The organism is Mitsuokella sp. AF33-22, assembly GCF_003475755.1.
In the GTDB taxonomy this organism is placed as follows: Bacteria; Bacillota; Negativicutes; order Selenomonadales; family Selenomonadaceae; genus Mitsuokella.
Genome location: NZ_QRQA01000008.1, coordinates 106,529 through 127,457, shown reverse-complemented (window position 1 = coordinate 127,457; position 20,929 = coordinate 106,529). Strand labels below are relative to the sequence as shown.

The 20,929-nt window shown below is 57.8% G+C and carries 15 protein-coding genes and 3 tRNA genes; 4 read left to right on the top strand and 14 right to left on the bottom strand.

The window, feature by feature from the left end; genetic code table 11:
- Nucleotides 1-39: 39 nt before the first annotated feature.
- The 5 genes from DWZ54_RS06730 to DWZ54_RS06710 all read right to left on the bottom strand — a co-directional run bounded on the left by DWZ54_RS06730 (nucleotide 40) and on the right by DWZ54_RS06710 (nucleotide 7,605).
- A complete protein-coding gene (locus tag DWZ54_RS06730; RefSeq protein WP_118475001.1) occupies nucleotides 40-1,962 on the bottom strand; it encodes an ABC-F family ATP-binding cassette domain-containing protein in 1,923 nt (640 codons plus the stop codon).
- Nucleotides 1,963-2,162: 200 nt separating this feature from the next.
- The gene (locus DWZ54_RS06725) at nucleotides 2,163-3,491 is read right to left on the bottom strand and encodes a hemolysin family protein (protein WP_118475000.1); all 1,329 of its coding nucleotides are present in this window, start codon (nucleotides 3,489-3,491) and stop codon (nucleotides 2,163-2,165) included.
- Nucleotides 3,492-3,512: 21 nt separating this feature from the next.
- Nucleotides 3,513-4,700 (bottom strand): DEAD/DEAH box helicase, encoded by a 1,188-nt coding sequence (locus DWZ54_RS06720; RefSeq protein WP_118474999.1) that lies wholly within the window; start codon nucleotides 4,698-4,700, stop codon nucleotides 3,513-3,515.
- A gap of 38 nt (nucleotides 4,701-4,738) precedes the next feature.
- Nucleotides 4,739-7,216 carry a DNA topoisomerase 3 gene (locus DWZ54_RS06715; RefSeq protein ID WP_118474998.1) on the bottom strand — a complete coding sequence of 826 codons (2,478 nt, stop codon included), beginning with the start codon at nucleotides 7,214-7,216 and terminating at the stop codon, nucleotides 4,739-4,741.
- A 20-nt stretch (nucleotides 7,217-7,236) separates the two neighbouring features.
- A complete protein-coding gene (locus DWZ54_RS06710) occupies nucleotides 7,237-7,605 on the bottom strand; it encodes a YkvA family protein (protein WP_118474997.1) in 369 nt (122 codons plus the stop codon).
- Nucleotides 7,606-7,840: 235 nt separating this feature from the next.
- On the opposite strand from DWZ54_RS06710, the gene DWZ54_RS06705 reads away from it, so the two are divergent.
- A complete protein-coding gene (locus DWZ54_RS06705; protein WP_118474996.1) occupies nucleotides 7,841-9,097 on the top strand; it encodes a diaminopimelate decarboxylase in 1,257 nt (418 codons plus the stop codon).
- A gap of 88 nt (nucleotides 9,098-9,185) precedes the next feature.
- Here DWZ54_RS06705 and pfkA read toward each other — a convergent pair whose 3' ends face one another.
- From pfkA to DWZ54_RS06660, 9 genes are all read right to left on the bottom strand, one after another.
- Nucleotides 9,186-10,151 (bottom strand): 6-phosphofructokinase, encoded by a 966-nt coding sequence (gene pfkA, locus DWZ54_RS06700; protein ID WP_118015903.1) that lies wholly within the window; start codon nucleotides 10,149-10,151, stop codon nucleotides 9,186-9,188.
- 237 nt (nucleotides 10,152-10,388) lie between these two features.
- Entirely contained in the window at nucleotides 10,389-11,213 is an 825-nt protein-coding gene (gene manZ / locus DWZ54_RS06695; RefSeq protein WP_118474995.1) for a PTS mannose transporter subunit IID, read from the bottom strand.
- A 21-nt stretch (nucleotides 11,214-11,234) separates the two neighbouring features.
- Nucleotides 11,235-12,044 (bottom strand): PTS mannose/fructose/sorbose transporter subunit IIC, encoded by an 810-nt coding sequence (locus tag DWZ54_RS06690; protein WP_118474994.1) that lies wholly within the window; start codon nucleotides 12,042-12,044, stop codon nucleotides 11,235-11,237.
- 79 nt (nucleotides 12,045-12,123) lie between these two features.
- A complete protein-coding gene (locus DWZ54_RS06685) occupies nucleotides 12,124-12,606 on the bottom strand; it encodes a mannose/fructose/sorbose PTS transporter subunit IIB (RefSeq protein WP_118474993.1) in 483 nt (160 codons plus the stop codon).
- Nucleotides 12,606-13,040, bottom strand: a complete 435-nt coding sequence (locus DWZ54_RS06680; protein ID WP_118015899.1) for a PTS sugar transporter subunit IIA — start codon at nucleotides 13,038-13,040, stop codon at nucleotides 12,606-12,608. Before DWZ54_RS06680 ends, DWZ54_RS06685 begins: the two co-directional genes overlap by 1 nt.
- A gap of 297 nt (nucleotides 13,041-13,337) precedes the next feature.
- The gene (locus tag DWZ54_RS06675) at nucleotides 13,338-16,136 is read right to left on the bottom strand and encodes a sigma 54-interacting transcriptional regulator (protein WP_118474992.1); all 2,799 of its coding nucleotides are present in this window, start codon (nucleotides 16,134-16,136) and stop codon (nucleotides 13,338-13,340) included.
- A 207-nt stretch (nucleotides 16,137-16,343) separates the two neighbouring features.
- Nucleotides 16,344-18,941, bottom strand: coding sequence for a heavy metal translocating P-type ATPase (locus DWZ54_RS06670; RefSeq protein ID WP_118474991.1), 2,598 nt, complete (start codon nucleotides 18,939-18,941; stop codon nucleotides 16,344-16,346).
- A gap of 48 nt (nucleotides 18,942-18,989) precedes the next feature.
- On the bottom strand, nucleotides 18,990-19,343 hold the full coding sequence (locus DWZ54_RS06665) for a metal-sensing transcriptional repressor (protein ID WP_118474990.1): 354 nt from the start codon (nucleotides 19,341-19,343) through the stop codon (nucleotides 18,990-18,992).
- Between the two features lie 101 nt (nucleotides 19,344-19,444).
- The gene (locus tag DWZ54_RS06660) at nucleotides 19,445-20,485 is read right to left on the bottom strand and encodes a tetratricopeptide repeat protein (protein ID WP_118474989.1); all 1,041 of its coding nucleotides are present in this window, start codon (nucleotides 20,483-20,485) and stop codon (nucleotides 19,445-19,447) included.
- Between the two features lie 179 nt (nucleotides 20,486-20,664).
- Here DWZ54_RS06660 and DWZ54_RS06655 point away from each other — a divergent pair.
- From DWZ54_RS06655 to DWZ54_RS06645, 3 genes are all read left to right on the top strand, one after another.
- Nucleotides 20,665-20,740: transfer RNA gene (locus DWZ54_RS06655), tRNA-Thr, on the top strand.
- Between the two features lie 6 nt (nucleotides 20,741-20,746).
- Nucleotides 20,747-20,822: transfer RNA gene (locus tag DWZ54_RS06650), tRNA-Thr, on the top strand.
- A 6-nt stretch (nucleotides 20,823-20,828) separates the two neighbouring features.
- Nucleotides 20,829-20,904 (top strand) — tRNA-Thr (locus tag DWZ54_RS06645).
- Nucleotides 20,905-20,929: the final 25 nt, after the last annotated feature.

The window sequence follows — 20,929 nt, the reverse complement described above, 5'->3', positions numbered from 1 at the left end:
TTGATCTGGATGTATCAGAATCCCCCCGCGGGGAATATCTTACTCATTTTCGGCGATCTCCTCGAGGTACGCCCAGCGCTCCATGAGGTGGTCGAGCTCTGCAGCCAGGCGTGTCTCCTCGCGGCCGAGCTCGGCAAGGCGCGTGTAGTCGGAGGCGTTCTGCTGCATCTCGAGGCGCACGACCTTGAGCTCGCCTTCCTTGCTGGCGATGACCCCCTCGATCTCTGCGTACTCCTTCTGCTCGCTGAAGCTCAGTTTCTTCTTCGCGGTGCGTTCCGGGCGGTCCCGGCGCGCGGCCTTCTCCGCTTCCTCTTTATCGCCCGAAGGCTTGGCCGCCTTGGGCGCGGTTTCGGCGCGGGCCGCCTCTTCCTCCGCTTCCCTGGCCTTGTAGTAGCTGTAGCCCCCGGCGTACATGCGCAGGCTGCCATCCGGCTGGTAAACGAAGACTTTGTCAGCCAGGCGGTCGACAAAGAAGCGGTCGTGCGAGACGAACAGGATGGCGCCGCTGAAATCGTCGATGAACGATTCAAGCACGGACATCGTCTCGAGGTCGAGATCGTTCGTCGGCTCGTCGAGCAGCAGCACGTTTGGCTCCTCCATGAGGATGCGCAGGAGGTAGAGGCGGCGCTTCTCACCGCCTGACAGGCGGGCGATTGGCGTCCACTGCAGGCTGCCCGGGAACAGGAAGCGTTCCATGAGCTCGCTCGCGGAGATGCGTGACCCATCGGCCAGCGTGATGGCGCGCGCGGCCTCCTGAATGTACTCAATGGCCCGCAGGCGCTCATCCATCTTGACGGCACGCTGCGTGAAGTAGCCGATTTTGACGGTCTGGCCGATGGTGACCGTACCACTCGTCGGCTGGCGTCGCCCGGCGAAGAGGTCCAGGAGCGTCGTCTTGCCCGTGCCGTTGCGGCCGAGGATGGCCACGCGGTCATGGCGCAGCACCGTATAGGAGAAATCCTTGACGATGGTGTGCCCGCCCGCCTCATACGTCACATGGTCGAGCTCGATGACGGTGCGGCCGAGGCGGCTGCCCGCAAGACCGATTTCCACCGTGCTGCGGTCGAGGTCGACCTTCTTGTTCTTGACTTCTTCGTAGCGCTCGATGCGGGCTTTCTGCTTCGTCGAGCGGGCCTGAGCGCCGCGGCGCAGCCACTTGAGCTCGTTGCGCAGGAAGTTCTGGCGCTTCTGCTCGCTGGCCGTCTCGCGCTCGATGCGCGCTTCCTTCTGTTCGAGGAACGAGGTGTAATTGCCCGTATATGTATAGGCAGAGCCCTTGTCGAGCTCGAGTATCTTCGTGGCCGTATTGTCGAGGAAATAGCGGTCGTGCGTGACCATGAGCAGGGCGCCTTTCTGCGCCTTGAGGTATTCCTCGAGCCAGGCGATCGTCTCGCTGTCGAGATGGTTGGTCGGCTCGTCGAGCAGCAGCAGATCGCAGGGCTGGATGAGCGCCGTTGCGAGGGCCAGGCGTTTCTGCTGGCCGCCTGAGAGCGTTCCCACCTTTGCCGTGTAATCGCCGATGCCAAGCTTCGTCAGGACGGTCTTGGCCGTGCTCTCAACCTGCCAGCCGTCAAGCGCGTCGATCTTTTCGGCATACTGCATGATGCGGCGCTGCACATCCTCATCATCGGGTGCCTGGGCCGCGGCTGCAAGAGCCAGCTCATAGCCGCGCAGGGCGTCCATCAGCGGCGTCATGCCGCGAAATACCTCCATGAGCACGGTGTTCTCGGGCTCAAAGACCTTGTCCTGCGCGAGGTACTCGATGCGCAGGCCGCGCATGGTGACCATCGTGCCGTCGTCGACGGGCACGAGGCCTGCAATGGCCTTGAGAAAGGTCGATTTGCCCGTGCCGTTGATGCCGACGATGCCTACCTTGTCGCCCTCATCCATGCTGAGGTTGACGCCGGAGAACAGGCATTTCTCCCCGTAGCTCTTGGTGAAATTTTCAAGGGTTATAATCATAGTTCTCTTCCTATTCGTATCCGACGTTGTATTTATTATAACGTCTTTTTATCAAGAATCCTAGTACAGGAGACGAAACGATATACAATCGTCTGAATCCCTACGGACAATAAAAGAGCCGCCGCACAAAAGGTGCAGCGGCCTTCCTGACGGCAGAGAAGCACCTGCATACCCGGCTGCCGTCAGCAGATGACAGGAGGTCAGACGATCTCGTCGTGTTCTTCCTTGAGGTCCTGGCCGAGATGGATGAGCACGCGCGTGATGCGCACGCCGTCGATCTCCTCGACGTAGAAGGTATTGCCGCCGCTTGCGGCCATCTGGCCGACGCGCGGAGCCGTGCCGATCTGATCGTAGAGCCAGCCGCCCACGGAGTCGACGTCTTCATCTTCGATGCAGACTTCCAGGATATCATCGAGTTCCTCGAGAAGCATCTTGGCGTCGACGGAGAAGACGCGGCGGCCGCGGCGCTCGGCCGTCGGACGCTCTTCATCGAACTCGTCCTGGATGTCGCCGACGATTTCCTCGACGATATCTTCAATGGTCACCATGCCCGAGGTGCCGCCGTATTCGTCGACGACAATGGCCATCTGGGAGCGCTGCTTCTGCATGGTCTTGAGCAGCACGCTGACATCCATGCTTTCCGGCACGACAAGGGCCTTGCGGGCCAGGCGGCGCAGATTGGGCTTGCGGCCTTCCGCCATGACCTTCATGAGATCCTTGACGTGCAGGAAGCCGACGATGTGGTCCTTGTCCTCATGACAGATTGGGTAACGCGTGAGCTGTTCCTCGAGAATGGTCTTGAGGTTTTCTTCAACCGTATCTTCGAGGTAAACGCAGACCATGTCCGTGCGCGGCGTCATGATCTCGCGCACGTTGAGGTCCGTGAAATCAAAGACGTTGTCGACGAAATCGACCTCGGTGTCGTCGATGAGACCCTTGCGGTGGCTTTCCTCCATGAGCAGGCGGATTTCCTCCTCGGTGTGTGCCTCCTCGCCTTCCGAGGCCACCTCAAAGCCCAGCTGGCGCGCGACCCAGTTGGCCACGTGGTTGAGCAGCCAGACAAACGGGTACATGACGCGATGGAAGATGAGCATCGGCAGCGCCACCGTCAGCATGATTTTCTCGACGTTCTGGATGGCCATGGTCTTTGGCGTGAGCTCACCGAGGATGATGTGCATGGCCGTGATGATGGAGAATGCCACGGCCAGCGAAACCGTGTGGCCGATGGCGTCGTCGAGGCCGAAGAAGCGCGTGACGGGCAGGATCAGCGTGGCGACGGCCGGCTCACCGACCCAGCCTAAGCCCAGCGAGGCCAGCGTGATGCCGAGCTGCGTCACGGAAAGCGAAGCATCGAGATGATCGGTCAGTCGCTTGGCGTATTTGGCCTGGCGGCTGCCCTCCTGAATGAGCGTCTCAAGGCGCGAGGGCCGGATCTTGACGCAGGAAAACTCCGCGGCCACAAAAAAGCCGTTCATGAAGATCAGGAAGAACACGAGTAAAAGCTGAAATAGTATGGGGACAATGTCCACGATTCAAGAACCTCCTATAAATCAATGCGAATGCTGCGGTCTGGGCTTGGACTTCGGCTGCTTCTTCACAGCCTTTGCCGTCTTGCCGGCCGGGGATTTCTGGCGCGGCAGCCGCTCGAAATGGATGCCCAGCTTACGTTCGAGCTGTTCGAGCTTGTAGGCTTCCTTGAGGTCAATCAGGGTGATGACTGCACCCGTCGCGCCGGCTCTGGCCGTGCGGCCCGCGCGGTGCTGGTAGACCTGCGCGCTTTCCGGCAGGTCGAGGTTGATGACGTAGTCAATCTGCGGGATGTCGAGGCCGCGTGCCGCGAGGTCGGTCGAGAGCAGGAGCTGTGCCGTCCCCTTCTTGAAGTCGGCGATGGCCGACTGACGGGCCTGCTTGCCGTCGCGGCCGAGCAGGGATTCGACGCGCAGGCCCTCGTAGCGGAGCTTCGCGAGCGTCTGCTCGGCGGCAAACGTCTTGTTGATGAAGACGAGGCCGCGCTTGATGGGCAGCGTGCGCGTGAGTTTGCGCAGCCGCTCGATTTTCTCGCGGAAGGGCACGGTGACGAAGTAGTGCTCGCAGGCGGCAAGGCCGGCGGCGTCCTGCTCCACCCGGATTTCCACGGGGCTGCCGAGGAAAGAGGCACGGTCGCGCGCTTTTTTCGGCGCCGTCGCCGAAACCATCGCGACCTGGCGTTCTGCTGGCAGCAGCTTGACAACATCGGCCGTGCTTTCGGCATTCTGGTCATCGAGCAGCCGGTCGAATTCGTCGAGGACGAGGAAGCGGATACCGCCAAGCTTGAGCTTGCCCTTGTGCGCAAGCTCGAGGATGCGGCCGGCGGAGCCGACGATGAGCTGCGGCTTTTCCTTGAGCTTGTCAATCTGACGCGCGATGTTGGCGCCGCCGATGAGCCCCTGGATCTTGAGGCCGAGAGACGCGTCCGCGTTCAGCTGGCGCGCTTCGCCGGCAATCTGCATGGCGAGCTCATACGTCGGCGCGAGGATCAGGGCCTGCGCTTCGCGGCGGCTGGCCTCGAGCCCCATGAGGATGGGCAGCAGGTAAGCAAGCGTCTTGCCCGTGCCTGTCGGAGCCTGTCCGATGATATCATGGCCGGCCAGAAGCTCGGGGATGGCTTTTTCTTGGATGGGCGTCGGCGCCGCAATGCCTTTGGCCGCGAGTGCGGCTGTCAGCGATTCAGCGATGCCGAGGTCTTGAAAACTAGTCATAAAAACTCCTTTTATCCGTTACTTTGTTATATCTCAACTCAAAGAAGAGGTCTGCCTTTTTCGTCGTCGAAGGTGGCGGTGCAGCGAGGGTAATTCGAGCAGCCCCAGAAGACACCGTTGCGGCCCTGGATGCGGCGCAGGTGACCTTCGCGGCAGCGCGGGCACAAATATTTCTTCTCCTTCGCATCTGCGCCTTCCTTCTGCAGATGCTCCATCGGACTCGCGGAAAACTTCGGCTTGTCGCTCCAGGAAGACGGCGCCTGACGGCGTTCCGGCACGTAGCTGGCCATGTCGGCAGCCAGATTGGCCTCGTAGTCCGCCGCGGAAAAGAGCTGGTTGAGCGCCGCGATCTCATCGCCGACCGAAGCGGAACGTTCTTCATTGCGGTAGACAGCAGCGGGCTGTGCCGGCCGGTACGGGGCAGCTCCCGGCGAAGCATTTCCTGCAGCACCGGCCGCCATGTCGCGCGGCGCACGTGCGAGGCGGCGTTTGGCATCTTCAAGATCCGGCTTGCCGTTCTTGTCGTTGCAGGTCATGCGGCACTTCGGATAATTCGAGCAGCCCCAGAACAGGCCGTTGCGTCCCTTGCGCTGCAGCAGGACGCCCTTGTGGCAGCGCGGGCAGATATTTTCGCCCGTGACCTTGATTTCCGCCTGATAGGCCTTCTGGCAGAGGGTGCGCGTAAAGTCAATCTGTCCCTTGAGGAACTCCTCGAGCGTCCCCTCCCCTTCCGACATGGAATGCAGCTTATCCTCCCAGATAGCCGTGGAATCGGGGTACGTCATCTCATCCGGCAGGGCATCGACGAGGAGATACGCGGCCGGCGTCGGCACGAGGTACTTTTTCTTTCCCTGTGTCTTCATGAATTTGCGCCGGATGAGGTCGTCGATGATCGTCGCGCGCGTGGCTTCCGTGCCGATGCCATAGACATCCTTGAGCTGTTTCTTGGCCTCGGGATTCTTGACGTATTTATGGATTTCCTTCATGCCGGCCAGGAGCGACGAAGGCGTGAAGCGCACGGGCGGCTTCGTGACGCGGCTGACGATGCGGCCGCGTTTCCAGCTGGCCGGGTCGTGCTTCTTCATGGCAGGCAGCGTCTTGCCCGACTCGTCATCCTTCTCCTCCTTGTCATCCTTGTCGTCGTCATCGGCTTCCTGGCGCCGCTTTGACTGATACATGACTTTCCAGCCGAGATCGCGCTCCGTGCGGCCGCTGGCCGTGAAGAGCTCATCCTTGTAGGTGACCTCGACTTTCGTCTGGTCATACGTATGCACGGGATAGAACTGCGCGATGTAGCCGCGGCCGATCAGGTGGTAGAGATTGCGCTCCTCCTCCGTCATCTTCGTGACATCGGCCTGCACCGTCGTCGGGATGATGGCATGATGTGCCGAAATCTTCTTGTCGTTCCAGGCCCGGCTTTTCTGCTGCGGCTTCGCGGCTGGCACCCACGCGGCGAGTTCAGGATCGCCGGCCTTTGAGAGGTGCGAGAGGATTTTTGCCGCATCGCCGTGCTGGTTCAGCGGCAGGTATTCACAGTCGGAGCGCGGGTACGTCGTGAGTTTCTTCTCGTAGAGTTTCTGCGCGGTATCGAGGACGAGCTGCGGTGCGTAGCCGTACATCTTGCCGGCGAGGACCTGCAGCGTCGACAGAGAGAACGGCAGCGGCTGCGGCTCCTGCTTCTTTGCCTTCTGGTAAGCTGTGATCTCACCGTCATGCGGTGCCGCGGAAAATTCCCTGAGCTTCGTTTCGGCGAGGGACTTGTCGATGAGGCGGTTCTCGCTGTCGAGGCCAGCCATCGTGTCCTTCGGCTTCCACTGCGCCGTAAAGCTGCCGTTCTCATGCTGGAACGTCGCCTTGATGTTGTAGTAGTCAACGGGCTTGAAATGTTCGATCTCGCGCTCGCGGCGCACGACGAGCGAAAGCGTCGGCGTCTTGACGCGGCCGATGGGCAGCACAAGGCCCTCGTGTCCGGCACGGCGTGCAGCCAGCGTGTAGGCACGCGAGAGATTCATGCCGATGAGCCAGTCCGCCCGCGCGCGGGCCAGTGCCGACTGCTTGAGGTTAAAGAAATCCTTGTTGTCCCGCAGATGCGCGTTGGCCTTCTTGATGCTCGTCTCATCAAGGGCATTCAGGAGGATGCGCCGCACGGGCTTCTTGTTCCCGAGATAGTCGAGGACTTCGTCGACGAGCAGCTGGCCTTCGCGGTCCGGGTCGCCGCCGTGGACGATCTCATCGGCCTTCGCGATGAGGGATTTGACGATACCAAACTGCTTCTCGCAGTCCTTGTCCACGTAAAGTTTCCACTGAGCGGGAATGATGGGCAAGTCTTCGGCCCGCCAGCGCTTGTACTTCGGGTCGTATTCCTCCGGCTCCGCCTGACGCAGGATATGGCCGAAGAGCCAGGTGACGACGCCGTCCTGGGTCGTCAGATAGCCGTCATGGCGTGCAACGGGCCCCCTCAGGCATTTGGCCAGTTCCCGGCCCACACTCGGTTTCTCGGCAATATATAAACGCAATGTATCTGGCACTCCTTATATTATGCAATCAATTTATAGATTCCCCAAACCAGCAGAACGGCCCAGCAGATGACGAAAACAGTCACGAGTGCGCCGAAGAGCTTGGCATGGCGCAGGACATAGTCTGCCTGCTGCTCGCTGCGGCTGCGCACATGCGGCGGCAGCAGCTGCATGAGGCCGCAGATGGCCGTCGGCACGATGACGGCGTCATCAAGGAAGCCGAAGAACGGAACGGCGTCGGGAATGATGTCAATCGGGCTGATGAGGTACAGGATGGAGAGTACGAGAAGGCCTTTTACCTTGCCCGGCGTATCGCGTTCTTTGAGCGCCATGAGCATGACGATGATATCGCGCCGGAACAGGCGCAGGAGTCCTAAGATTCTTCCCATGTGATTTCCTCATTTTTCTTCATAATACAACAGTAAAACAGGATAGAAAATAGATTTCGTTTCTATTCTATCATATTCTTCCAAACAGCGTCATGAAATCCTACTGGATGGCAAAATATTTTTATTCATTTTCTTTATAGTAATTGACAGTAGTATTCCTGTTTGTTATAATTTACTTACCTTTTTAAAGATAATAATTCTCTCTGCATAAACAAGCATTACAGGAGGCAATTTTATGAGTCAAAAGACCTTCCCGCTCAACAAGGAACAGCTTGAAGCTGTCATCGCAAAATATCCGACCCCGTTCCATATCTATGATGAAAAGGCCATCCGCGCCAATATCCGCGCTCTGCAGCAGGCGTTTGCCTGGGCACCGCGTTTCCGCGAGCAGTTTGCCGTCAAGGCCCTGCCAAATCCGCGCATCCTGCAGATTCTCCATGAGGAGGGTGCCGGCACGGACAACAGCAGCCTCGCTGAGCTCGTGCTCTCCGAAGCGGCGGGCTTCAAAGGAGAAGAGATTCTTCTGACCTCGAATGATACGCCGGCCGATGAGTTCCAGAAGGCCATCGAACTCGGTGCGATCATCAACCTCGACGATCTCTCCCATCTTGATTACCTCGAGCAGAACGCCGGTCTGCCGCAGGTGCTCTGCTTCCGCTACAATCCGGGCAACCTCATGGAAGGCAACGATATCATCGGCAAGCCGACCGAGGCAAAGTACGGCCTGACGCGCGAGCAGCTGTTTGAAGGCTATCGCCGCGCACTGGAAAAGGGTGTCAAGCGCTTTGGCCTGCATACGATGGTCGCTTCAAATGAGCGCCGCACGGAGGCCTTTGTCTTCACGGCGAAGCTCATGTTCGAGCTGGCCATCGAGCTCAAGCGCCGCTTCGGCATCCATGTCGAGTTCGTCAACATCGGCGGCGGCATCGGCATCCCGTACCGTCCGGAGGAAGAGCCGGTCGATCTCAAGGCGGTCGGCGAGGGCATCCATGCGCTCTACGACGAGATGATGGTACCGGAGGGCCTCGGCGATGTGGCCATGATGACGGAGAGCGGCCGCGCGATCACGGGTCCTGCCGGCTGGCTCGTTTCCACGGCCATCCACGAGAAGAAGACGTACAAGGATTACATCGGCCTCGATTCCTGCATGGCCAATCTGATGCGTCCGGCGATGTACGGCGCTTACCATCACATCACGATTGCCGGCAAGGAGAATGAGCCGTGCGATCACGTTTATGATGTGACGGGTTCGCTCTGCGAGAATAACGATAAGTTCGCGATTGACCGCAAGCTGCCGAAGATCGATATTGGCGACCGCGTAATCATCCATGATACGGGTGCACACGGCAGTGCGATGGGCTTCAATTACAACGGCAAGCTCTGGTGCGCGGAGCTGCTGCTGCACGAGGACGGCAGTGTGGAACTGATCCGCCGTGCGCAGACGCTCGACGATTATTTTGCGACGCTGAAGTATCCGGGAAGCGTAATGTAACATCCTGCAGTTTAAAAATCAAAAGCGGAGACTGTTGCCAAGTGCAGCTTGGCAACAGTCTCCGCTTATTTTTTATGTTCAGGATCCCTTAGGCCAGAACGCGGGCGAGGCGCACGAGTTCGGGGTTGAGAGTCTTGGTGTTGTTGACGGCGTCGAAGAGATTGACGCTGACGACTTTGCCTTCGTTGAAGCCGAAGACGACGTCGGAAGCACCGGAGATGATGGCAAGGGCTGCCTTTTCACCGAGCATCGAGGCTTTCATACGGTCTTCGACCGACGGGGAGCCCCCACGCTGGATGTGGCCGAGGACGGATACACGCGTGTCGATGCCGGTTTTTTCCTCGACGACTTTGCCGATCTCGATGGCCGAGCCTGCGCCTTCAGCAACGACGATGATGCTGTAGCGTTTGCCCTTGGCATACATGTCCTTGATTTCCTGGCACATTTCTTCCATGTCGAATTTGACTTCCGGGACGAGGATGAATTCTGCACCGCCGGCGATGCCGCTCATCATGGCGAGCCAGCCGGAGTTGCGGCCCATGACTTCGACGAGCATAATGCGGCGGTGAGCCGAGGCCGTGTCGCGCAGTTTGTTGATGGCGTCGACGATGGTGTTGGCCGCCGTGTCGCAGCCAATCGTGTAGTCCATGCCCCAGACATCGTTGTCGATGGTGCCCGGCAGGCCGACGATGGGCAGACCCGTTTCCTTCGAGAGCAGGGAACCGCCCGTGAGGCTGCCGTCGCCGCCGATGATGACGAGGCCTTCAATCCCACGCTTCATGAGGTTGTCGAAGCCTTTTTTGCGGCCTTCCGGCGTCTTGAACTCCGGGCAGCGGGCCGTGCCGAGGAACGTGCCGCCACGCTGAATGAGGTCGCTGACGCTGCGGCTCGTGAGCTGCACGATGTCGTCGTCGAGCATGCCCTGGTAGCCGTTGTTGATGCCATAGACTTCTACGCCTTCATAAAGTGCTGTACGAACTACGGCGCGGGCCGCAGCATTCATGCCCGGGCTGTCGCCGCCGGAGGTCATGACAGCAATCGCTTTTTTGATCATGGGAACATCTCTCCTATTCCACGAGAATACTTAATTGATAGTTTCCTATTTCTTTTTTTATTTTACGTAATTCATCAGCAAAAGTAAAGGGTTTCCGCAAAAGAAGAACCGTCAGCACAAAGCTGAAATACAGGCTTCCTGCTTTCTTCACCAAACGCGGCGGATGCGCCGCTCCACAACAGAAAAGGACTGCATGCCACAGGGCCGCAGTCTCTTTCCTGGATGTATGATATGGGATTACTTGACGTTCATGATGCCCAGGCCATAGCAGATGATGCCGATGGCGAAGAGGCCGAAGATGATCCAGATGGCGTTGACCTTGCGTTTGAGCAGTGCCATGCATGCAAACGTCATGAGCAGCGGGATGAGGCCCGGCATGAGCTGATCGAGGATGGTCTGTACCGTCGTCGTGACGACTTCACCTTTGGCATTGGTGATCTGCGAGACGACGACCGGGATGTTGACGCTTGTCCACTTGTTGACCAGGGCGCCCATGACGAAGAGGCCGAGGATGGAAGCACCTTCCGTGAGTTTCTGCAGGCGGTTGCCAGCGACATCCTGGACGATGTCCGTGCCTTTGGCATAGCCGTATTTGATGCCGTACCAGCGTACCCAGAGGCGGACGGCGTTGAAGAGCACGAAGAAGATGATCGGGCCAAGGATGCTGCCGGAGATGGCGAACGAGGCGCCGAGTGCTGCGGTGATTGGGCGCAGCGTGCCCCAGAAGATCGGGTCGCCGACGCCGGCCAGCGGGCCCATCATGCCGACTTTGATGCCGTTGATGACGCTGTCCGGGATTTCCGCACCGTTGGCACGCTTCTCTTCCATGGCTGCCGTGATGCCGATGATTGGAGCCGTGACGAATGGATGCGTGTTGTAGAATTCGAGGTGACGCTTGATGGCCTGCTTGAGCTCATCGCCCGTATAGAGGCGTTTGAGGATTGGCACCATGCCGAAGCAGAAGCCCAGGGCCTGCATGCGTTCCATGTTCCAGGAGCCCTGCAGGAAATTCGAACGGATAAATGTCCAGAAGAAATCGTTTTTCGTGATTTTCTTTTCCATGATGATCTTCCTCCTCACCAATCAGTCAAGTTCGTCGTCCAAATCGTCATCCTTATCCGAAGAGGAAGCGGCGGCAGGTGCTGCGGCCAGCTCTGCATACTTCGGGTTAAGCTGCAGATAGACGATGGCGAGGACGAGGCCGATAACGCCGAGAGCAACGAGGTTGAACGTCGTAAAAGCTGCAACGACGAAACCAAGGAAGAAGAATGGCATGAGGTATTTTGCGCCCATCATGTTGATGACCATTGCATAACCTACGACGACGATGAAGCCGCCAGCGACCTGCAGGCCGCCCGTGATGACCGGCGGGATGGCGTCGAGCATGGCCTGTACGGCGCCCGTGCCGACGGAAACGGCGACGATGAGAGCCGGGATGCCAACGCGCAGGCCCTGAAGGATCAGTGCGCCGTAGTGGCAGAGGTCGATGCCGCGCAGGTCGCCCTGTTCTGCATAGTGGTCAGCACGATGCTGGAATACAACGGAAATCGTTTTACAGAAGATTGCCAGGACCTGGCCGGCAGCTGCGAGCGGCATGGCGATACCGATACCAGTAGCCACGTCCTGATGGCCGGCGATGACCAGGATGGTGGAAATGACGGAAGCCAGTGCCGCATCCGGTGCAATCGCTGCGCCGATGTTCATCCAGCCGAGAGCCATGAGTTCAAGAGTACCACCAATGATAATACCTGTTGTGATATCACCCAAGATCAGGCCGGTCATCGTACATGCAATAAGCGGGCGATGCGTCTGCAGCTCATCGAGGCAGGATCCCATGCCGGCGATCGTGCCAAAAATGAAAATGAGCAGCACTTGAATTGTACTGAGTTCCATGATTAACCCCTCCATTGTGAATTATTCCATAACCCCCCATGTGAGCGGCCAAAGCCGCTCACTTCCTTTATGAAATGGATTACTGTTTGTTCAGCACATCCATCATCATCACTTTCTTATCGGAGTCCACCTTGCGGATCTCAAGCTCAATCCCCATTTCATTGAGCTTCTTGAATGCCGCAATGTCTTTGTCGTCAACCGATACGGCGCTCGTGATCTGATGCTTGCCTTCGTGGAAGCTCATGCCGCCGATGTTGACACTCTTGATTGGCACGCCGTGCTCGACGAGGTACAAGACACTCGCCGGATTCGTAAAGAGCAGCAGGCAGCGGTCGTTCTCATACTTCGGATTGTTGTAGACACGCACGGCCTTCGCGAGGTCTACGACGTGGCTCTTGATGCCAGCCGGTGCGACCTGTTTCAGAAGCGTCGAACGGATCTTGTCCTTGGCGACTTCATCGTCACAGACAATGATGCGCTGGCAGTTCGTTGCCTTCGACCACACGGTTGCGACCTGGCCATGAATCAGGCGGTCATCGATTCTTGCCAATACGATCTTCATTATAAATCATCCTCCTCATCTTCTGCGATCTGGCTTGCATGGAATACCTGCAGGCCGCTCTTGCCCGCCTCCACTGCTTTTGCCATGATATCCTGGATCGTAAGGGATTTATCATCCATCATCTGCAGGCTGCACATCTCGATGAGCATCGGCAGGTTGACACCCGTCACGATGCCGTACGATTCATTGCTGATGACAAGACGGCAGGCGGCGTTGTACGGACTGCCGCCGAACAAGTCGTTGAGGAACAGCACGCCATCCGTGCAGTCCAGCTCCTTGATCGCAGCCTCGTACTTCTTGACCACGTCATCTGGTCCTTCACCCGGGACGAGCGTTACGGCGCGGACATTTTTCTGCTCACCGCAAATCATCTCACAGGATTTGACAAGTTCCTCGGAAAAACGGCCATGCGTGCCAACAAGAATAGCAAACATCCAACATTACCTCCTTGAATGACCTCGAATGATTTCATAATATTTTACGCTATGTCCTCACGTCCTTTTATAATGCAAGATTCATGCCAACTTTGTGTATCAAAATTTTTGATATTCTCGAATGGCCTAATTTCGTAACCTTTTGCTTTCGATACGGATAAAACAATACTATTACTGTTCAAATAATACTCTTTTCTATTATTTTCCACGCGTTTCGATACAGTATCAACGATGTTTATGCGAAAAAAATACACTATCGCACACATCCAAGCGATAGTGTATTCAGTGTATCAAAAGTCAGATCATTTCTGCCATAAAGCAGAGTTCATCCTCAGGGACATGCAGCTGCAGGCTTTCCTCAAAGACTTCTGCCGCGGTCTGCAGTGCGGCCAGTTTTTCGGCGGGAAGCTCGCTTCGGTCAGCCGTATACGTCAGGGGACTGCGCGTGACGATGCGTTCAAGTGCGCAGCCGCAGTGAACGAGCAGGCGGATGCGCATCGGATTCGGCAGTTTCTTCTGCAGGCGTTCCTCCAGCCGCTGGTCAAAGGAGAGCAGCAGCGGCAAGACCTTGGCGGGGTTGAGATACGTCAGGAATTTCTGCAGGGATTCCTCGCAGAGTTTCTTGACGACGAGGCTGCGGTTTTCGGGTGAAGGAATCGTATGGCGGCGGCCCGTGACGAGCTCGCGCAGGATGGCTTCGCCTTCGCCGTCGATGAGCTGCTCGAGCGGGATGAAGGGAATGCGCATCTTCGGCTTCTTCATGCCAACGGCCGCCACGATGCGATGGTCTTCAGCGATTTCCGCCAGACGCTCCTCGAGGTTGACGAGACCTACGGGAATGACTTCCATGACACAGCCGGCCTGACGCAGGATATCCTTGACGAGGGCCTTGAGTTTCAGCGCCGTTCCCTGCCCCGTCGAGCAGATGGTCACGATGACTTCGTGAGCCTGTTCGGCCAGCCGTTCTCCTTCGGCCATGTCGACAGCTTCATAGCCGTGGAAGCTGCGCAGCGAATCATAGACCGTATCAAGATCCATGCCCGCGACATCCACCTTGCGCATGGCCTCGAGGATCAGCGGCGTCGACACCATATCGATCGTGCGCACGGGGACCCTGAGACGTTCGGATAGCAGCGGGCCGAAGTTGCAAAGCGAGCCCATGTCCGCGAGGATCAGGATTCCCTTCTGGCAGCGCACGGCACGCAGCATGGCCGTAATCTTGTCGAGGACCTCCTGCGGATTGACGTCGAGCGGCATATCGACGGCCAGCGTGCTGTTGTCGGTATTGCCGAAGAGGCGCTGGGCGACCTCAAGCATTGAACTGGCCGTGCCCTTGCCGTGCGCCAGCACGAGGATGACGATCTTGTCCTCGAGGTCATCGTCTTCAGCCGATTCGAGCAGCAACGCGATGTATTCGATTTCGACACGCGGCACTTTGATGTGATAGTGCTGCTCGATGAGGCCGCCGATCTCCATCGCTACAGCCAGGCACAGGGAATTTTGCGGCACCGCACCTTCGATTTCCGTGTACGGGATGGTTTCCTTGGCCTTGACGCGCTTGAGGAAGGCGGAAAGGTGCAGGCTGAACGCATAGAGGAAACGGTCCCGGTAACTCCTGTTCATGCGCTTCTGCACGTAGAGCGAGATCTGCTCCGAGAAGTCCACGAGAGAGGCGTCGACGATTTTCAGCAGGCGCTCCCGCGTCGTCATGTTGACGGAGTTCTTCTTGTTGTAGAGATTCTTGACGTAAACGTTGACATCCGTGGCCACGATCTGCTTGATGAGATCGCTGCTGATGCCCTCCTCCTTGAGCAGATCGACCTTGTCCTCGACGACCTGGTAAAGATTGAAGGGTTCCCGCGCTTCATCATCGTCCTCGAGCTGAAGCTTACGCCCCGGTGGCAGGATGACGAGGAACTGTTCGCCGCCAAGCCGTTTCGTCAGTTCCATCAGGTCCTGGCGGTTGGCTGAGAGCGTCAGGAGGCCCTCCTTGAGCTGCGTCGGCAGGATCTTGAAATCCACCTCCATGCATTTCGGGTTGTCGATGCCGTTGAGGAAGGCCTGTGCACAGAGCAGCTTGATGTTCGATTTGAGCTGGCCCACATTGCCGTTGCCGATGCTGCCGACAAGCGCCTTGACGGATTCGACGCCGACGCGGATGGGCTTCTTGACGCGCTGTGCTTCATCCTGGAACATCAGCCGGATAATATCGAGCTTTTCATCGAGTGTGCGCTCTGAGAGCGGGTGAATCCGGATGATGTTCGGAATGCGGCGCACGAACGTCTTGGTCAGCGCAGAATTGGGGTCTTCCGTCGTCGCGCCGATGATCAGGACTTTCGCGTGGCGGCTGCGCGTCGTCTCGCCGAGGCGGTTGAAGGTGCCCGTGTCCATGAAGTAGAAGATCATCTCCTGGCCTTCGGGCGGCAGGCGATGGATCTCGTCGAGGAAGAGCACGCCGCCGTCCGCCTCCTCGACAAGGCCGGCCTTGGCCGTATCGGCGCCGGTGAACGCGCCCTTCATATGGCCGAAGATGTGCGAGATCAAAAGCTGCGAGTTGTTGTAGTAATCGGCACAGTTGAACGTGACGAACGGCGCATCCTCAGCAAAGCGATGCATGACCTTGCCGTATTCGAACATCAGGTGCGCAAAGAGGGTCTTGCCGACGCCCGTCTGGCCAACAATCAGCGTGTGCAGGCCATCCGGCGGATAGAGGATGGCTGCCTTGGCCTGCTCGACCTGCTTCCTGAGGCTGCGGTCTGCACCGATGAGACGCACAAAGGGGTTGACCGGCTTCGCCTCAGCCAACGGCGCGATCTCCTCAACCGACTCAAACTGGAAGGGGCCCACTCCGAGCTGTACGCCGAGACGGCTCTCGAGTTCCCCTTTATCAAAATAGCGCACAGGACGCCCGAGGAACTTGACAATCATGCCCTGCCGGTAGAGGGAATTGAGTTCCTTCGAGACATTGTTGCGCAGGATGTCGAGCGCCGATGCGATTTCCTGGGCGTCAAACCCCACGCGCCCCTTGAAGTCGTCCCCGGCCATATTCTGCGACTGTGTCTGGATGTATTCGTAAATCCGTTCCTCACGCTTCATCTGCTCGCCTCCGATCAGTGAGATACTTCCATTATATCAACATTGAAAAAAGGACGCAAAACATACTGTCGCCACAGCCCTGCGGATTCCTTCTAATTGCAAGAACAGCCTGAGGAAACAAGGAAGCTTAATAAGAAAAAAATCCCAGCAGATAAGAAATAAATTCCATATCTGCCAGGATTTTTCCAGTTCAAATTCTCAAGAATATCAGCCTACGAGTTCGTAACCAGCCTCTTCGATGACCTTGCGGAAATCTTCCTGCGGAATCTCGCGGCTGGCTTTGACATCGGCCTTGCCGCCCTCGAGATCGACGGTGACATCCGTGACGCCATCCATCTTGGCGAGTGCATCGTGAACGTGTTTCTGGCAATGTGCACACATCATGCCTTTGATCGTGAGAGTCTTTTCCATGGTATCTTCCTCTTTCTGCTTGATAGAATGATGGTCCGCCGCAGCCGGTACAGCCGGCGCGGCATCTTTATGGACAACGGCGGCCTCCTGGGCTTCGCCGCGATCGGTCTTGAAGAAACGCAGGCGCAGGGCATTCATGACGACGCAGACGCTCGACATGCTCATCGCGGCAGCGCCGACGACTGGCGAGAGCTTGATGCCGAAGGCCGGATACAGGATGCCTGCCGCGACGGGGATGCAGATGACGTTGTAGATGAGCGCCCAGAACAGATTTTCCTTGATGTTGCGCAGCACGGCCTTCGAAAGGCGGATGGCGCTGACGGCATCGAGGAGGTCGCTCTTCATCAGGACGGCATCGGCACTCTCGATGGCCACATCCGTGCCGGCGCCGATGGCCATGCCAAGATCTGCCTGCGCGAGCGCCGGCGCGTCATTGATGCCATCGCCGATCATCGCAACCTTGTGGCCTTCAGACTGAAGCTTCTTGATGTGTTCTGCCTTGTTCTCCGGCAGGACGCCCGCAATGACCTTCGGGATGCCCATGCGGCGGCGGATGGCTTCCGCCGTACGCTCGTTGTCACCGGTCAGCATGACGACATCGATGCCCATCTCGCGGAAGCGGGCGATAGCCTCTTTGCTCGTCGCTTTCTCGACATCAGCAGCCGCGAGGATGCCGATCACGTGGTTGTCCTCGGCAAAGATCAGCGGCGTGCAGCCGTCATCGGAGAGCGCACCGAGATGGCTTTCATACGAGGCAAGATCAATCTGCTGCTCTGCCATGAGCTTGGCATTGCCCGCATAATATACATGCCCGTCGGCCCTGGCCTCAACACCGCGGCCAAAGAGTGCCCTGAAATCCGTCATGGCTTTTGCCGCGATCTTCTTCTCTTCGGCATAATTCATGACGGCTTCGGCGAGCGGATGCTCGCTGCCCTTCTCAAGGCCTGCCGCAATCGCCAGGAGCTTCTGCTCCGAGAAGGCGTCAGCTGCCAAGACGGACGTGACCTCCGGACGGCCCTCGGTGATCGTGCCCGTCTTGTCCATGACAACCGTATCGACGGACTGCGCGATCTCGAGCGCCTCACCGGATTTTATGAGAATGCCGTTTTCCGCGCCCTTGCCCGTACCGACCATGATGGCCACCGGCGTGGCAAGGCCGAGCGAACACGGACAGGAGATGACGAGGATGCAGATGGCGATGGAGAACGCGAATTCCACGCTCGCGCCCATCGCGAGCCAGGCGGCACCGGCAAGGACGGCCACCGTGATGACAGCCGGCACGAAAACACCGGCAATCTTGTCAGCCATGCGCGCAATCGGCGCCTTCGAAGCACTGGCCTCATCGACGAGCCGGATGATCTGACTGATGGTCGAATCGGCACCGACACGCTCTGCGCGGAAATGGATGAAGCCCTGCTTGTTGATGGTCGCCGAGGTCACCTTATCCCCCTGCTGCTTCTCAACGGGGATGGGCTCACCCGTGATGGCCGATTCATCGATGCTCGTCGTGCCCGAGAGCACGACACCGTCAGCGGGGATGCGCTCGCCGGGGCGCACGACAATCTCATCGCCGACGGCGAGCTGCTCGACAGGAACGACCTGTTCCACACCACCGCGCACAACGGCCGCCTGCTTCGGCGCAAGATCCATGAGCTTCTCAAGGGCCTTGCTCGTCTGCCCCTTCGCGCGGGCCTCGAGGTATTTGCCCACGGTGATCAGCGTGACAATCATGCCGGCCGACTCAAAATAAAGATTCGTGCTGTACTCGGTGACAAGCGCCCAGTCGTTATGGCCAAAGCCCCAGCCCATGCGGAAAATCGCAAAGGCACCGAAGAGCGCGGCAGCCATCGAGCCCATGCCGACAAGGCTGTCCATGTTCGGCGCCCCGTGCAGGAGATTGCGGAAGCCTGCGATATAATAGCGGCGGTTCAGGTACATGATGGGCAGCACGAGCAGGAACTGGGAGAACGCAAACGTGATGGCATTCTCGGGGCCGTCGAAGACCTGGCTGATGAGCTGCGGCACCGGCAGGCCGAAGAGCTTCTGGAAGAGCCCGTGCATCGAGATGTAGAGCGTCGGCATCAGGAAGATGATGGACCAGATGAGGCGATGCTTCATCTCGGCAATATTCTTCCTGACGGGGTCTTCCTCGGGAAGCGCGGCGGCCTTTGCCCTCTCCGCACCTTTGACCGAAGCGCCGTAGCCGGCTTCAACGACGGCCGCAATGATGGCCGGCACATTCGTCTTCGACTCATCATACTCGAGCTGCATGCTGTTCGTCAGCAGATTCACGCTGACATCCTTCGTGCCGTCGACCTTGCTGACGGCTTTTTCCACACGGGCCGAGCAAGCCGAGCACGTCATGCCCGTGATCGTGAATTTTTCTTTTTTCATCTTGGAATTGAGCCTCCTTGGTGGCTGTTGGGAAAACGATGGGATAACTTACTTCATGACCTTCTGGAGCGTCGCGACGAGTTCGTCGACGACCTCATCATGCCCCGCGCGGATATCGTCGACGACGCACGACTTGATGTGCTGCGCGAGCAGCTCTTTATTGAACGCATTGAGCGCTGACTGGATCGCGCTGACCTGCGTGAGGATATCAACGCAGTAGCGGTCGTCCTCGACCATCTTGCAGACGCCGCGGACCTGGCCCTCGATGCGCTTGAGCCGCGAGACGAGGCATTTGTATTCCTTGCTGTCCTTGTCGCGGTATTTATGCTTGACACAGCCGCAGCAGCTCTTTTCCGCATTCTCTGCGGCGGCCTCGCCTTTTGTTCTTTCACATGCACACATAAAATATACCCCCTAACGGTATTTTATAATATACCACTAGGGGGTATCTGTCAAGCAAAAATATATCCCCCGGCAAGCGGGGGAATCCTGCTCAAACAGGTTCAGCCATTGGAGCCCTTGTCAATCGAATGGATGATGACATCCGTGAGGATCTTCGTCCAGTTGATCCGTCCATTGTCTTCCGATCCGGATTCCTGCTGCGGCTCCGGCGGCGGGTTCTTCGCGCGTTCGGCAGCCATGCGCGCCGTGCGCAGGTCATCTGCCAGCGCCCGATCCCGTTTATCGGAATAGTTCCAGGCAATCTCGAGCTCGCGCACGGCCTCGTCGTAGCGGCCCTCATCGTAATAGATTAAGCCCTCATACTGATGGCAGCGCCAGATGGGATATGTCGTATTGTCATGGTCCGTGTTGTTGGCCATGCTGAAATCCTCGAGGGCATCGTGCGGACGGTTGAGCCCGTAATAGGCCCGGCCGCGCAGATAGTAGGCATAGGCGCGCGGATTACCCTTGACGGACCGGTCTTCGATGAGCGTCGTGAGCTCATCGATGGCCCGCGTGTACTCGCTGCGCTGGATATAGCCCATGCTGCGGTCAAAAATCTTCTCGTAATCGTAGCTCGACTCGAGACGCGTGCCGAGCCGTTTCTTCTCCTGGCCATTGGCCTTCTGGTATTCGGCAAGCAGTTCCTCATTCTGCTTCTTCAGAGCATCGCGTTCCTGCTGCAGCTTCTCGAGCTCCGTCTTCTTGTCCATCATGGCCTTGAGGTCGATGTCATCCGTATCCACTTCGGCGACCAGATGCACCGTGTATTTCCAGGTCGTTCCCGAAAGCTCCGGTACCGAATCCTCCTTGATGACCTTGAGCACGGCACCCGAGATCATCTTGACGTCATCCTCCGTGAGCTGCATGTTTTTCGTGCGTGAATAGCTCTCGACGTAGACGCCGGCTTTCTCCACCGCCACGCGCATGGCCTCCTGGCGCGCGGCATCGCGCGCGATCTTCGGGGAGTCGTTATCCCCCATGACGTAGACGCCCGTCGCCTCGATGCGCTGCGGCGCAGCCTCTACAGTTCCGCCCTGCCACAGGCAGCAGACAGCCAGGAACGTCAGCAGCACCAGGCAGGCCGTTCCTATTCTCCTCATATCGAAACACCATCCTTCGTAATAGTGTACCTCGTCAAATACTATTATACGGAACTCCCGTCCGCTTTCCAATTAGAAACGCATAAATTTCCCGCTCCGTAAAATTTTTAAAAAAACCAGTTGACACCGGGCGGCAAAACCGATATACTATATTCTGTCAGTTGCGAAAAGCGACAGATGCTGATTTAGCTCAGTTGGTAGAGCAGCTCATTCGTAATGAGCAGGTCGTAGGTTCAAGTCCTATAATCAGCTCCATATCTTGCTGATTTAGCTCAGTTGGTAGAGCAGCTCATTCGTAATGAGCAGGTCGTAGGTTCAAGTCCTATAATCAGCTCCATATCTTGCTGATTTAGCTCAGTTGGTAGAGCAGCTCATTCGTAATGAGCAGGTCGTAGGTTCAAGTCCTATAATCAGCTCCATTGGAAAAGCAAGGCTTCCGTGTGC

Coding starts and splice junctions, on each gene's coding strand:
- DWZ54_RS06705 (WP_118474996.1), top strand. CDS start 7,841: ATGAGTCAAAAGACCTTCCCGCTCAACAAGGAACAGCTTGAAGCTGTC.
- DWZ54_RS06730 (WP_118475001.1), bottom strand. CDS start 1,962: ATGATTATAACCCTTGAAAATTTCACCAAGAGCTACGGGGAGAAATGC.
- DWZ54_RS06720 (WP_118474999.1), bottom strand. CDS start 4,700: ATGACTAGTTTTCAAGACCTCGGCATCGCTGAATCGCTGACAGCCGCA.
- DWZ54_RS06690 (WP_118474994.1), bottom strand. CDS start 12,044: ATGGAACTCAGTACAATTCAAGTGCTGCTCATTTTCATTTTTGGCACG.
- pfkA (WP_118015903.1), bottom strand. CDS start 10,151: ATGATCAAAAAAGCGATTGCTGTCATGACCTCCGGCGGCGACAGCCCG.
- DWZ54_RS06680 (WP_118015899.1), bottom strand. CDS start 13,040: ATGTTTGCTATTCTTGTTGGCACGCATGGCCGTTTTTCCGAGGAACTT.
- DWZ54_RS06670 (WP_118474991.1), bottom strand. CDS start 18,941: ATGAAAAAAGAAAAATTCACGATCACGGGCATGACGTGCTCGGCTTGC.
- DWZ54_RS06660 (WP_118474989.1), bottom strand. CDS start 20,485: ATGAGGAGAATAGGAACGGCCTGCCTGGTGCTGCTGACGTTCCTGGCT.
- DWZ54_RS06710 (WP_118474997.1), bottom strand. CDS start 7,605: ATGGGAAGAATCTTAGGACTCCTGCGCCTGTTCCGGCGCGATATCATC.
- DWZ54_RS06675 (WP_118474992.1), bottom strand. CDS start 16,136: ATGAAGCGTGAGGAACGGATTTACGAATACATCCAGACACAGTCGCAG.
- DWZ54_RS06685 (WP_118474993.1), bottom strand. CDS start 12,606: ATGAAGATCGTATTGGCAAGAATCGATGACCGCCTGATTCATGGCCAG.
- manZ (WP_118474995.1), bottom strand. CDS start 11,213: ATGGAAAAGAAAATCACGAAAAACGATTTCTTCTGGACATTTATCCGT.
- DWZ54_RS06665 (WP_118474990.1), bottom strand. CDS start 19,343: ATGTGTGCATGTGAAAGAACAAAAGGCGAGGCCGCCGCAGAGAATGCG.